The 13,230-nt window shown below is 69.0% G+C and carries 11 protein-coding genes and 1 pseudogene; 3 read left to right on the top strand and 9 right to left on the bottom strand.

The genetic code is table 11. The features are described from left to right. Nucleotides 1–374: 374 nt before the first annotated feature. The 3 genes from DRB89_RS04255 to DRB89_RS44205 form a co-directional block, all read right to left on the bottom strand. The gene (locus DRB89_RS04255) at nt 375–1,037 is read right to left on the bottom strand and encodes a response regulator transcription factor (protein ID WP_112446663.1); all 663 of its coding nucleotides are present in this window, start codon (nt 1,035–1,037) and stop codon (nt 375–377) included. Between the two features lie 214 nt (nt 1,038–1,251). Then, nucleotides 1,252–1,419 (bottom strand): hypothetical protein, encoded by a 168-nt coding sequence (locus tag DRB89_RS43620; RefSeq protein ID WP_204357623.1) that lies wholly within the window; start codon nt 1,417–1,419, stop codon nt 1,252–1,254. Nucleotides 1,420–1,421: 2 nt separating this feature from the next. Continuing rightward, nucleotides 1,422–2,348 (bottom strand): transposase, encoded by a 927-nt coding sequence (locus DRB89_RS44205; RefSeq protein WP_275432064.1) that lies wholly within the window; start codon nt 2,346–2,348, stop codon nt 1,422–1,424. A gap of 344 nt (nt 2,349–2,692) precedes the next feature. On the opposite strand from DRB89_RS44205, the gene DRB89_RS04245 reads away from it, so the two are divergent. After that, nucleotides 2,693–2,893 carry a hypothetical protein gene (locus tag DRB89_RS04245; protein WP_112446662.1) on the top strand — a complete coding sequence of 67 codons (201 nt, stop codon included), beginning with the start codon at nt 2,693–2,695 and terminating at the stop codon, nt 2,891–2,893. A gap of 588 nt (nt 2,894–3,481) precedes the next feature. Here the strand turns inward: DRB89_RS04245 and DRB89_RS04240 are convergent. After that, the gene (locus DRB89_RS04240) at nt 3,482–4,606 is read right to left on the bottom strand and encodes a DUF3533 domain-containing protein (RefSeq protein WP_112446661.1); all 1,125 of its coding nucleotides are present in this window, start codon (nt 4,604–4,606) and stop codon (nt 3,482–3,484) included. 123 nt (nt 4,607–4,729) lie between these two features. After that, on the bottom strand, nt 4,730–6,772 hold the full coding sequence (locus DRB89_RS04235; RefSeq protein ID WP_112446660.1) for an FUSC family protein: 2,043 nt from the start codon (nt 6,770–6,772) through the stop codon (nt 4,730–4,732). A gap of 595 nt (nt 6,773–7,367) precedes the next feature. Between DRB89_RS04235 and DRB89_RS04230 the strand changes: the two genes are divergently transcribed. After that, nucleotides 7,368–7,796, top strand: a complete 429-nt coding sequence (locus DRB89_RS04230; RefSeq protein WP_239516009.1) for an ATP-binding protein — start codon at nt 7,368–7,370, stop codon at nt 7,794–7,796. A 466-nt stretch (nt 7,797–8,262) separates the two neighbouring features. Here the strand turns inward: DRB89_RS04230 and DRB89_RS44200 are convergent. Beyond that, nucleotides 8,263–8,741: pseudogene (locus DRB89_RS44200) on the bottom strand (hypothetical protein); the annotation flags it as partial. A gap of 14 nt (nt 8,742–8,755) precedes the next feature. Further along, nucleotides 8,756–9,076 (bottom strand): transcriptional regulator, encoded by a 321-nt coding sequence (locus tag DRB89_RS04220; protein WP_112446659.1) that lies wholly within the window; start codon nt 9,074–9,076, stop codon nt 8,756–8,758. Between the two features lie 238 nt (nt 9,077–9,314). Here DRB89_RS04220 and DRB89_RS04215 point away from each other — a divergent pair, with 238 nt between their 5' ends. Then, nucleotides 9,315–9,587, top strand: coding sequence for a hypothetical protein (locus DRB89_RS04215; RefSeq protein ID WP_162688466.1), 273 nt, complete (start codon nt 9,315–9,317; stop codon nt 9,585–9,587). 182 nt (nt 9,588–9,769) lie between these two features. On the opposite strand, the gene DRB89_RS04210 is transcribed toward DRB89_RS04215, so the two are convergent. After that, nucleotides 9,770–11,071: an MFS transporter gene (locus DRB89_RS04210; RefSeq protein ID WP_239516008.1), complete on the bottom strand. Its 1,302-nt coding sequence runs from the start codon at nt 11,069–11,071 to the stop codon at nt 9,770–9,772. A gap of 771 nt (nt 11,072–11,842) precedes the next feature. After that, nucleotides 11,843–13,222 (bottom strand): ammonium transporter, encoded by a 1,380-nt coding sequence (locus DRB89_RS04205; protein ID WP_112446656.1) that lies wholly within the window; start codon nt 13,220–13,222, stop codon nt 11,843–11,845. Between the last annotated feature and the right edge of the window lie 8 nt (nt 13,223–13,230).

The following is a 13,230-nucleotide window of genomic DNA, read 5'->3' as shown; positions in this document are numbered from 1 at the left end:
CCTCGTAGCGTAGAGACCATGACCGGAGGGGAGGTCAGTCCGGCGCAGCCGGAAGGGTTCGGGGTTCTTCGGGCGCTCAAGGAGGAGGACCTTGTCCTCGCGATTCCCTGCGGGCGTGTATCGGAGGGTGCGGGCGCTCCTGTCGCCGTACGCCGCGCTTCGCCCGCCTCGGTCCGCGGCTACCTCGGCGTACACGCCGAAGAGCAAGGGTGCGAGCGAGGACGACTCCACCCGCAGTCGCCCCCTGCTGAGTCTCGGGCCGCCCGCGTCCGGGGCGCCGATCGCGACGCGGCCATCCCAGCTTGCTGGTCACCCGACGCGTCCCCGACCACACTTCGGAACCGGAGTACCCAAGGCCACAACCGGCCTGGTGCTCAGGTTCGCTTCTCCGCCTGGATTCGTGCCACGTAGGCGGCGGCCTGGGAGCGACGCTCCATGCGCAGCTTGGAGAGCAGGCTGGAGACGTAGTTCTTGATGGTCTTCTCCGCCAGGTGGAGCCGCTCGCCGATCATGCGGTTCGTCAGCCCCTCGCCGATCAGGTCGAGGATCTTCCGCTCCTGCTCGGTGAGGTTGGACAGGCGGTCGTCGCCTTTGCCGCTCTTGCCTCCGCGCAGCCGCTCCAGCACCCGCGCGGTGGCCACGGGATCAAGCAGCGACTTGCCGGCCGCCACGTCCCGTACGGCCTTGAGCAGCTCATTGCCGCGGATCGCCTTCAGTACGTAACCCGAGGCGCCCGCCATGATCGCGTCGAACAGCGCCTCGTCGTCGGCGAACGAGGTCAGCATCAGACACTTGATGTCCTCGTTCTGGGAGCGCACCTCGCGGCACACCTCCACGCCGCTGCCGTCCGGCAGGCGCACGTCCAGCACCGCCACATCGGGCCGCGTCGCCGGGATCCGCACGAGCGCGTCAGCAGCCGTAGCCGCCTCACCCACGACCTCGATGTCGTCTTCACTGGTGAGCAGCTCATAGACACCTCGCCGGACCACTTCATGGTCATCCAGGAGGAATACGGAGATTTTTCCAGCTGTGCCCACAGATAAAGCTTCGCACACTCATCCTCTGCTTGAATGCCCACCGGCCATGGCGCTGCCGGCGAGGGGCCTCGGCACTGGACGAGGAGGTAGGCGTCGAACGTGCGTGCGCCAAGGACCCTACGGGTGTGCGCGAGGGTCTTGAGTATTGCTCTCGGCTTTTACGAGGCGAGGCGGCACGCACCCCGCGGGGGAGCCTCATCCTCGGTGGGCACGTTCAGGCGAGTTCGTAGAGGCTGGTCCAGTCAAGCGCTTCGACTGCCTCGCGTTGCACCCCGTCTGCGGCCGCCTGCGCGGCCGTCACCGCATCTCCTAGCGTCAGCACGAGATGGTCGTAGATCGGGTGATCGTATGAAGTGCTGGTGGTGTGGGCTGGGCTGCTCATAGCTACACGCCCCTTTGCAGTAGTAATGTCAGTCGCTGTCGGGTTCTGGACTGACGCATGCGTTGCGCTGCTCCGGTTCCGCACTGTAAGCCGGTGATCGAGGCCAATGTCAAGCGAGACAGGGATGCGGGAAGCGTCTTGGTGACATAAGCCAAGGTTGAGTTGAATCCTTCATGTGGAGGCCCAAACCTCGGCATGGCGTTTGTCACTGCAATGGTCGATGCTATCGGCGCCGATTGAACCGTGGCCAGTTTGTTGCGCTGCCCGCGCCGGGGCCGGATGCTGACCCACCCCCAGAGTGAGCTCGCCGGGCGGCTGGCCGAGCAGGCGGCGTTGCCTTCGCGCAGCCACATCGCCAGACACTCCGACGTGGTCGCGCACCACGCCGCGAGCGGATGGAACCCGAACGTCTTCTTGAACGTGGCCGATGCCCGCTCCTTCTTCGACGCGGCGGTGATGATCGTGGCGTCGAGGTCGATGACCACCCAGTTGTGCAGCCGCTTCCCGGCGATGGTCAGCCAGGGGAAACCACTCAGCCGCAGATGCAGCAGTGACCACACGTGGCGGCGCACCCGCGCCCGCACCTTGGCGATCTTCGCCAGCGCCTCGGCGTCCACCGCGGCCAGCGCGCGGTACATCGTGGAGTCGGACACCGCCGACCCGAACAGCCCCCGGTGGTGGTCCTGGACCGCCTCCGCGTCGGACAGGTTCACCGCCCCGAGCGCGATCGCGACGGCCAGCTGGACCACGGTCACCGCACGGTCACGCCAGTCGGCACCGCTGCCCACGGGCAGCACCTCAGCAAGTCCGGCGGTCAGCCCCACCCGGTCAGCGAGCCGGCGTAACAACACCGCCCCGGCGTGCCCGATCAGCCCCCGGCCGTCCGCGGCCACGGTCAGCCGACGGTCCCACCCAGTAGTCTCTCTCACCAGAAAGGTGCCCCCTGATCCCTGCAGTGATGCGAACTCGAGACTCACATCGTTGCAGCTCAGGAGGCACCTTTCGCTGTTGATCAGTCAGATCGACCTACTCCGCTGAATACCCAGGGTTAACGAGCGGCGAACCAGGTGCCGAGTAACTCGCGAGTAGGCGGTCCGGCAAGAAGCGGGCTACCGATCGCGGCGTGCGGGCACTTCACCTGTCCGGCTGACCGGCCTGGTCCCGCGCCCGTAGGCTCCGCAGGCATGACCGTAACCGTCACCGCTCTGCCTACGGAGCAGCAACTACGCGCGCTCGCCGCATTCGCCGCTGAGCGGATGGAGGAGATCACAGCGTGTTGAAGCAGCGGGTCCCGGAGCTCGCGGACGAGTCCAGGATCGCTGATGCCGAGCTGATCCTGCGTGTTCCCGAGGTTCTGATCACCGCCGTCGACTGCTTCGCTCGCGTGTTGTTGGAGATGCTGGAGGGCCCGTTCTCCGATCGGGGGGCAGTTGGAAGGGCCTGGCGGAGCCTGCTGAACACCTGCTCCATCTAGCGTGAGCATGCCGCGCTGCCCGTCGGCCTCCGCGGCGTTTTCGCCACCGCTGAGCCTGCGACGGTCTGAACGGCGTGTGGTGCCGGTTCAGATGTGCCGCTCGATTCATGCGGCCTGGGTGGTGCCCGCATAGGTCTGGCCCCGGAGAGGTACGTCGCCGGGGCCCACGCCGAGACACGTTGATCGGACTGCGTATCGAGCCGAGCGGGATCCTGGCCGTCGGGCGGGGGGATGTACCGCCGGCCAGGCCCCCTGGCCCCTCCCCGTAACGTGCCCCCCGAATTACGCGGAATGCGGGTTCTCGGGTGGGTCGGGACCTGTCTGTGGCAGGCACGATGCGGCCATCCGGTGATCTTGAAGGAATCGCCCAGTTCGGTGGTGCCTTCGATGGTGGCGCCGAGCGCGCCGGAGGCTCCCGAGTTTCACCATTCGGCTCGATTGACAGGACCGCCCGGTGGTGATGACGGTGACCACGATGAAGCCGGTGAGGCCGAGTGCGCCGAGCGGGGCCTGGGCGTTGAGCTCTATCCGCTTGCAGGAGGCGGCCTGTTCGGCCGGGTCCCTGACGGTTGAGCAGGGCAGGGGTGTTCATCGGGCGTCCGGCCCCTCGTCGTTGCCCGCGAAGCGAGCTACGGGGGGCGAGTCGTCGGGGAGCCCGCTGCCGATGGCGGCCCCGGGCTTTCCCCTGCGGAAGACCGCGCAGGCCAGCGTGACCGCCGAGCCGGCCACTGCCCAGGCGGCGAGCACCAGCATGGGTCCGGCCGCGTCGTTGCCCTTGAAGTAGGCGATGGAGCGCGCGGCGTACGTGCCCGCGCCCGGGGGCAGGGCCGGGCCGATGGCCTTCCAGAACGGTGGGAGCAGGGGGTACGGGTAGGCGCCGCCTGCGCTCGGGTTGCCGAAGACGACGACGAGCAGGATCGTCAGGCCGATGCCGATCACGCCCGCGAGGCCCTGGAAGGCCAGGGTGATCGCGCCGACGGCGAAGACGATCAGGGTGCCGAGGCCCCACAGGCCCAGGATGCTGCCGGGCAGCGCGTCCAGGATCGGGTCGGCGATGACCGCGCCGAGCAGTCCGGCGGCAATCGCGTACGCGAGCAGCGTGCCGAGCCGGATGATGGCGCGGTGGGTGTTGGCGGGGCGTGCGCCGGCGCTGATCGCGAGGATCGCGGCGCACAGGTAGCCGCCGACGCACCAGCCGACGACTAGGTAGAAGGAGCTCAGTCCGCGTCCGTCGCCGGCGGCGGCCGGGGCCACGTCGGTGACCTGGACGGTGCGTCCCTGGCTCTTCTCGACCAGGCCGACGACCTCTTCGAGGGCCTGCGACAGGGAGGCTCCGGCGCCGCTCGCGATGAGCAGTTGGTCGGTTTTGCCGGCCGGGTCGATGACCAGCGCGCCGTCCACGTCCCGGTTCTGGATCTGCTGGATCGCCGTCGCCTCGTCCTTGACGGTGCGGGGATCGAGCGGTTTGCCGGGCAGCGCGGCGAGCTGTTTCGCGGACTGCTCGGCGAGGGGTGCGAGGGGGGCGGTCACGGCGATCGGGATCTCGCTGGGTTTGGGGTGGTGGAAGGCCCCGATGTAGGAGGTGATGAAGGCGAGCTGGAGGGCCAGCACCCCCAGGACCAGCAGGGCTGCCCGGGTGGTCACGGCGTCCTTGATCTCGGAGAGGAAACCGGCTGATGGGCGGGCTGTGGGCTGTGGGGTGTGCTCTGTCATACCCTCACACTCGGCGTGTCTGGGGCGGGTCGCAGTAGGGGCGGGCCGAATGGCTGACGGGAATCCGCTCCGGTCATACCGGTGGTAGGAATAGGTCTGCTTAGACCCCGGGAAGGGATGTCTTTAGGGGCGCACTGCGTTCGACAGGTCGTCCAGGGCGTCTGCGAGGAGTGTCACGCGGCTGAAGAGGACCGCGGAGTCGGGGGTGTCACAGGGTGGGAGGGCGGCCCGTACCGGCGTCCAGTCCGGTACCTTCCGCTCGCGGATCTGCCTCGCCGCCTGCTCGGTCGCGGTGCGCAGTACGGCCGCCAGGTTGCCCGCGCCGGGGACGGGGGCCTGGCCACGCTCCGGCAAGTACGCCTCCAATAGCATCGCGTTGCGGCCCAGCAGGGCCAGAGCTTGGCCCGCGTCGTCGGCCGCGGCCCGGGACAGGCCGCGGTGGCGTACCGGTTCGCCTGAGGCCCGCTCCACCGCGTCATGCCAGGCGATGCGAGCCTCCCGTACGGCCAGCAGCGCCTCGCGCACGTCGGCTCGGCGGGCGCCCGGGGGATCTGCGTACTGGCTGAGAACGACGGCTGCGTAGCGCCCGTTCGCCGCCAGCCAGTCGGCGAGGCGAGGACGGAGCCGTGGGGTCTCCCAGGCCGGGTAGAGCGCGTACGCGGCCATGGCCAGGAGTCCGCCGATGAGGGTCAGCGCGACCCGGTCGGTCACGGTCTGGTCCCAGCGCCCTCCGGCCATGCCGAGGAGGAAGACGACGTACGCGGAGACGAAGACCTGCGAGACGGCGTAGCCGGTGCGCATCAGGACGTACACCAGGCCTGCACTGATCACCGCGAGGAACCCGGAGAGGTATGTGCCAGGCTGGGCGAGCTGCACGATGCCGGTGGCGAGGGCGACCCCGACGAGGGTGCCGCCGAAGCGGCCGACGGCGCGTGAATAGGTTTGAGTGAAGTCGGGGCGCATGACCATCACGGACGCCATGGGAGCCCAGTACGTGTGGCCGAAGGGCAGCGCGTGGCCGATGAGATAGCCGGCCGGGACGACCGCCGAGACCCGCATGGCGTGCCGGAAGACCGGTGAGGCGGGGCGCAGTTCGGCGCGGACTGCCTTCAGTGCGAGCGGGATCAGCCGGGGCAGCGTGGGCCGCAGCATCGCTTCTTCGGGAGGCGCGCTCCCTGTTCCAGGGGCGGCGGTTTCCAGCACATCGTCGAGCAGGGCGGCCAGGCGCCCGGCGGCCCGGTGCGCGGCCCCGGTCAGCAGGTCCCCGGTGTCGGACGACTTGAGCACGGCGAGGGCCGGCCCGGGGACTCCTACCGGCTGCCCGTGCCGGATCGCGTGGGCGGACGTGTCGAGCACCGTGGCGGCAGCCGCGAGGAGGTCACGCACCCGGTCGCGGGCCGGACCTTCTTCGGGGGCGCCTGCGGCGGGGTCGGCGAGCAGCGCCAACACCAGCCGGATATGTTCGGCGAGCCCGCGGGCGCCGTGCAGTTCGCCGGGGCGGCGGCGGGCCTGGCTGCGGGTGACTGCGGCCGCGGCGCGGGCGGTCATCAGCGGCTGCGGGTCGAAAGGGGCGACCGGGTCGTGGCGCAGCCGGCGGGCGTAGTCGGCCTCTGCGGCCAGGGCGTCCGCGAGGGCGTCGCGCTGCGCGCCCCATCGGCGGACCGGCAGCAGGACGATGAGGGCGGCCTGTACCACACCGCCCGCGGCGATCAGCGCGGCATGCCCGGCGGCCTGCGCGACGGAGGTCGGCAGGGTGACAGTGACCAGCAGGATCGCCACGTTGCTGGAGGCGATGATCCCAGTGGTCGGTCCGGCCACCCAGGCCATTGCGGCGGCGAAGGTCCACACCGTGAGCAGTGCGAGGACGGCCGCGGTGTGCGAGGAGCCGACGAGATAGCCGATGAACGTGCTGGCCGCGAGGGTCAGTCCGGAAGCGAGGGCAAGCACCGGGCGCGGGCGCCAGCTCTGCTGGAAGGTGGCGATGGCGGCCATGAAGGCGCCGAAGGCCGAGCTGGCGGCGGCGCCCGGGCCGAGCAGGGCCAGGCTGACACCGATGACGATCGCGAGCCCGGCGGCGCCGCGAAGTGCGATCAGCGGTTCCAGGCGGGTCCGCTCGACCTTCAATCCGGACCGGGCGGTCTCCTTCAGCGCCCTGAGCCAGCTCATATCCAGAGAGTAGTTGTGTTCAGGGATTTCTTCAGATTCCTACGGTTCGTCCGGATGGCGATTCCATGCGGTGATCAGCGCCCGCCCGCCCCCGCCTCAACGCAGAAGTGGCTCCTCGCCTCCTTCGTCGTGACCCCGACCACACTGACGCCGGGAGGTGGTGATTCACGAGTATGTACGGGGGAAGTCCGTGTCCGGCGCTCGAGCGGGAGGCACCTGGGCAGGATCCGCCTTTAGGACAGCAAGGCCGCCTTCACTGTCGAGCACGTCGAGCTGGAGTAAGTGGACACCCTGCGCCAGCGACAACGTAGCCCGCCCTCAGCCCGTACGGATTCCACGCTGCCACGGGCACTCACCACTCGCTCGGCTGGTCCTGTCTCCGCGTGGCCGCTCTCACACCGCCATTCCCGGGTGCACCACACGTGTCCGCGTCGCGTATCAGCCGAAAGGCGGAGGGTCGTCCCGAGATAAGGGGACTTTCGCATGGACTCCCATGCCGGGCCGGGGGGCAGGATCGGAGCGGGGGAGGGGCACCCTCTGAGGGCGCCCCTGCCGCGGCTGCGGCTGGCTCCTCCTCCACATCAAGGAATAGCTCATGCACCAGGGGACACCTATCCCTGCGCTGTCGCAGTCCTTTGCCGCACGCGCCCGTGACGACGTCGCCGACCTGATTCATCGGCAGGCTCCGCGCACGTCCGGTCGCGTAATCGACGATGCGCTCCTCGTCGTCTCGGAATTGGTCACCAACGCGGTTCGCCACGGGGGCGGGATCGCTGCCTTCGCTCCCATCATCCGGGGCAACCGGCTCGTGCTCCACGTAGCCGACCACAGCGAACAGCAGCCTGTCAGCCCGGATCGGACGCCGGAATGGCCAGCAGAGGGTGGGTACGGCTGGTCGATCGTCCGGAATCTCGCCGATTCGGTGAATGTCAGCCGTAGACCACAGGGCGGCAAGGACATCTGCGTCGCTCTCTCACTCCTTGGCCATGGAGGCACCAAGGCCGCAGAGATGAGCGGGCTCTGACGTGCAGTGAGCCGCCGGCGTGAGAAGGGTCGTTTGGCCGACGGCTGGAGGGCTGCGAACGGGCGCTCCGCACCCCAGGTCCTGGGCTGGAACGCTGGTCGGCGGTCCGGCGCAGCCCGAAGGGGTCGGGGTTCTTCGGGCGCTCAAGGAGGAGGACCTTGTCCTCGCGATTCCCTGGCGGCGTGTATCGGAGGGTGCGGGCGCTCCTGTCGCCGTACGCCCTCGCTTCGCCCGTCTCGGTCCGCGGCTATCTCAGGGGACACGCCGAAGAGGAAAAGCGCGAGGCCGTTTCCGCCCGCGGTCGACACCTCCTGCTGCATCTCAGGCTGCCCGCGTCCGGGGCGCTGGTCGTGACGCGGCCGGCCCAGCTTGCTGGTCACCCGACGCGTCCCCGACCAGTTCCGGAACCGGGAGTGCCCAAGGCCACAACCGGCCGGGCGCTCACGTTCCCTTCTCCGCCTGGATCCCGTGCCACGTAGGCTGCGGCCTGGGAGCGGCGCTCCATGCCCAGCTTGGAGAGCAGGCTCGAGACGTAGTTCTCACGGGCCGCGCCCCGGTCGGCCAGGGCCCGAAAACCTTGGTACCGATGACGTCCTCTTCGCCGAGGACGGGACCGTAGGCAGTGTGGGCGACCGGCCGCCAGAACACTTCCTTGAGAACATCGACTTCGCACGCGCCGCCGGTAAGTGGATCAGTTACCTGGAAACGGGCCGGCAGCGGGGCGATCTCGACCACGGCCACCTGCCAGCCCCGTCTCATGAGTCCGTCACACACGGTCGGGGTGATCTCCTCCATCGGGGTAGCGGACTCGGTGGCGACGTCCAGGTGGCTGACCCGCTCCAGGAGCTGGTGGGTCTGCACGGCGTAGCCGCCGGTAAGGACGAGAGGGAAGGGCGAGCCGAACGCGAGCACGTCGGCGAGCAGCCGGGCGTGCAGATCCGACATCTTCACGCCGCGGCCTACTCCCGCAGCTGGGGAAAGGCGTCCTCCCACACCTCCCGCACGGTGGGGCCGGTAAGGGTGCGCAGCACCGGCCACAGGCTGGAGAGCAGGTCGGCGTTCAGGAATCGGCACAGGTCCTCGTGGGTGCCCTCGGCGAGGACCGTCCGGTACAGGCCCATGCGCTGCCGCGGCTGGTCCAGGTCGAAGGCGCACAGCCCGGACCACACCACGTGCAGCGGGAGCTCGACGACCCCGTGCACGGGCCCGGTCAGCTCAGCCAGACGGGTCGGCAACCGCTGGGCGAACTTCACCCTGTACAGAGCCGCATCGTCACGCATCGGGGACAGACATGGCACCGAGCATCCCCCGACCTGACACCAAACTGCATCCCTCACCCGCAGAGATCAAGGTGTCACTACACAGCGCAGCCAGAGCGGACCGTACGTCACAAGGCTCTGTTGGTTGAGCATCGGGCCCGGCGGAGTCCGTCACCAGGGGTCGGCCTCGCTGTTGAAATACTCGTGGGCGAGGTAGCCCGGGTTGCCGGACTCGCTGAGTGCCAGCACCAGGTCCTCCTTGCTGCGGAAAATGGTGCAGCAGGCCGCCCTGGGTGATCTGGTAGTCGTCGTCGCGGCGCGCGCGGCCCGCGCCCTGGACGCCGGCTGCGACCAGTTCGCCGGCGAGCAGTGCGCGGAGGACGTGAACGAGACCCTCGCGGCCCCGTACGGCGAGGTCGTCGCCGACCCGGCCGAGGCGGACCTTAACGGTGCTGCGCCTGCGCACCCCGTACGAACCGCACGGACACGTCCTCGAGTCCTTTCTCTACTCGGGCTCGCTGGCCTTCCCTGAGCCGGAGCTCGCAGGTCCTGGTCCGGGCCTCCTGGACCGGGTCCCGACCCTGGTCTGCATCAACCTGGAGCCACTTGGTGATTCAGCGTGGGTGCGTCAAGGGCGTCAGGCGGCCGACGTGGAGGTGCTGCTCGTGCTCGACGACGTCGCGGAGGACGAAGCGACAGGAACAGCGGCAATGGTCAACATCGTGGGGCTGGCGAGATCGAGGCCGGCTCCGAGGCGCTGGGGGCCGCCGGCGAGGACGAGATCACGGTCCGGCTCGGGGACTTCGGCGCCAGCTTCGAACGCAGTGCCAGCAGGGTGACCAGGGCGAGCGCGGTGGCCGCCATGGGCACCAGGAAGCCGTACGAGGATCCGTTGGCGTCCGCCAGGCGGCCGGCCACGGTCACGGCGCCGGCCTGCCCGAAGGCGACCGCTCCGGTGAGCCAGGTGAAGGCCTCGGTCCGGGAGGCGGCCGGGACCAGTCGCTCGATCATCGTGTAGCCCGCGATCAGCGCGGGGGCGATGCACAAGCCCACCACCAGGCCGAGCGCGCCCAGCAGGATCGGGGAGTCCACGGCCCACAGCACGGACGCGGCGGCGGTGAGGCCGACGTAGCCCAGGAGCAGGCGGCGGCGCGGGCCGACCTTCCAGGCGATAGTGCCGCAGACTATGCCCGCGATCATGATGCCGCCCGCGAAGACGCCGTACAGCAGGCCGTTCGCGCCGGGGTTGCCGATCTCGTTGGAGAACGCGGCGAGCGAGATCAGCATGCCGCCGAAGACAGCGCCGATGCCGACGAAGGCCACGATCAGGACGCGCAGGCCGGGGAAGGACAGCGCGGAGGCATGCTTCTCACCGCCCGCGAGGCGGGGGACGGGCTTGGGCTGGGTGGAGCGCTGCGCGGCGAACAGCAGACCGCCGGCGAGCGTCAGGGCCGCCTCGGTGATCAGACCGGCCGAGGGATGGACCGAGGTGGACAGGAACGTCGTGAGGACCGGGCCGACGACGAAGGTGAGCTCGTCGGTGACGGACTCGAAGGCGGTGGCCGTGGGCAGCAGCGGGGAGCCCTCCAGCTTGGCGGCCCAGCGGGACCGGACCATGGGCCCGACCTGCGGGACCGAGGCACCGGCGGGAATCGCGGCCAGCGCGAGCGCCCACAGCGGCGCGCCGGCCAGGGCCAGCCAGGTCAGGGCGCTGACGGCGGCGGCGTGCGCGAAGACGACCGGGACCAGAACAGCGCTCTGGCCGCGCCGGTCGGCGAGCTTGCCGATCTGCGGGGCGCACAGGGCCATGGAGACACCGGTGACGGTGGCGACGATTCCGGCGTCACCGTACGAGCCGGTGGTGTGCTGGACGAGAAGGACGATGCCGATGGTCAGCATCGCGAAGGGCTGCCGGGCGGCGAACCCGGGGAGCAGGAAGCTGAGGGCGCCGGGCGTGCGAAGGAGCTGGCGGTAGCCGGGGCGGGCGTTCCCGTCGGTCGTGGCCGCGGTTGTCACGGGCTGGCCTTTCCGCTGCCTGGGAAAGCTCCCCGCCTGCCGGACAGTGCGCAGCCTTGTGAGCGAGTCGCACCCGTCCATGCGGGAGCCCCGAGAGCTGTCCTCTTGCGCAGAACCGAGTGCCGCCTGGGCGCCCACGTACTGGAGGGTGCCACGGCCGCTTTGCGGTCGCGCCAGCTCCGCGTCAGGCAGAGTTGGTTCGATGTGGCGTACCTTCATAATACAGGTAAATCCTTCAAGGTGTCTTGTGATTACACCCACAAACTGCACCTGCACCTGCGATTAGCTCGATTTTCACCTTCCAGGGGCCCAGAAGCAGGCCACCGGTCAACGCATAACTAGAAGTGGCTGAATATGAGCATCGATCTCAGGCGAAGCCCGTCAGGACAACCCTCCAGAAGCCCCTCCGACTTGTGATGGCCATGGTCAATCCCCGGGATTTCTGTGGAGATCTGACCGGGGTGGGTGCTTCCTTACACCAGGTGGTGGTGGCTGTTCGACGGCCGCAGACACCGTGACCCTGGTACCTGACCCCACCCCCTGGGCGGGGCCATTCCGCGTTACCGGATTCCGGGGGCGGGAGAGTGGGGCGCATACAGTCGGCACGCCCTGAGGGCAGCAGGGTCAATGTGTTCTCGACGTCGTCGACGTCGTCGACAGCGTCAGGCTGTCGGAGGCGGACGGTCCTGATGGCTGGGAAGTCCAGACCAGTGCATCCCCGTGATATCACCAGCCGGTGATCGCGCCCCCAGCCACTGATCCGACCGGGGCCTACCGTTCGCGACGGTCCGTCGGCCCTTCTTCCTGCGTCGACGTCGGCTCGTGGTGTTCGCGTTGAGTGAGGAGGTCCTGGAGCTGGGTGATGATCTGGGCGGCGCGGTCCTTGCCGGTGGGGATGTCGGAGCCGCGGAGGGCGTCGGTGACGCTTTGGAGCTGGGCCGTGACGTCTCTCTCGTAGGCCTGTTCGTCTTCGATGATGCCTCCGGGTTGGCGTAGGCCGACGGTCTTGTCGATGACTTTGCCGATGGCGGCGGTCATGACGAAGGAGAAGAGTCCGAGGACGACGACGGCGATGAGCTGTCGGCCCAGGAGGTCCCAGGATCCTCCGTAGAAGAGGCCTTTCTTGCCGGTGACGGCGCCGGTGGCGGCGAGGCCGGCCATCACCATGCCGAACAGGCCGCCCCAGCCGTGGATGCCGACGACGTCGAGGGTGTCGTCGACGCCGAGGCGGTACTTCCAGCTGATGGCGAAGGCACAGGTCAGACCGGCGAGGAAGCCGGTGATCGTGGCCCAGACGGGGGTGATGCCTGCGGCCAGCGGGGTCATGGAGACCATGCCGGTTACAGCGCCCATGCACATGTCGAGGAGGGTGACATGCCGGGTGCGCCAGAAGCTGGTGACCGCCCAGCCCGCCATCGCGGCTCCGGCGGCGAACTGGGTGTTGAGGAGCGCCATGGCAGTGGAGCCGGGCCCGGTGAGGTAGGAGCCGGCGTTGAAGCCAAACCAGCCAAACCACAGCAGGGCCAAGCCGATCACGACGAGCGGCAGGTTGTGCGGTCGGATGGTCTGGCGCTCGAAGTCCTTGCGTTTTCCGGCGACGATGGCGAGGGCGAGGCCGGCGGCGCCGGAGCTGAGTTCGACGACGGTGCCGCCGGAGAAGTCGACGGCGCCGACCTGGCGGGCGACCCAGCCTGCGGGGTCGAAGACCCAGTGCGCCATGGGGATGTAGACGAGCAGGGTCCAGACGATGACGAAGACGATCCAGCCGCCCATCTTTGCGCGCCCCGCGACCGAGCCGCTGATCAGGGCGACGGTGACGATGGCGAAACACATGTGGAACATGGAGTAGATGACAGTTGGCACGTCGCCGGTCTTGCTGGTCAGGCCGATGCCGTGCATGAAGGCGTGATCGAGGGTGCCGATGACGCCGAGGCCTCCCGCATCGGGGCCGAAGGCGAGGGTGTAGCCGACGGCCCACCAGATGAGGGTGACGAAGGCGACGCACACGAAGCACATCTTGAGCATGGCGATGATCTGACCGGTCTTGACCATGCCGCCATAGAAGAAGGCCAGTCCCGGGGCCATGAGGAGGACCATGGCACTGGCCATCATCAGCCAGGCGGTGTTGCCGGAGTCGAAGAGGGTGTTCATGACTGGAC

The organism is Streptomyces sp. ICC4 (assembly GCF_003287915.1).
GTDB lineage: Bacteria > Actinomycetota > Actinomycetes > Streptomycetales > Streptomycetaceae > Streptomyces > Streptomyces tritrimontium.
Note: the sequence above shows the minus strand (reverse complement) of the source record. Positions and strands in the feature narration are given on the sequence as shown.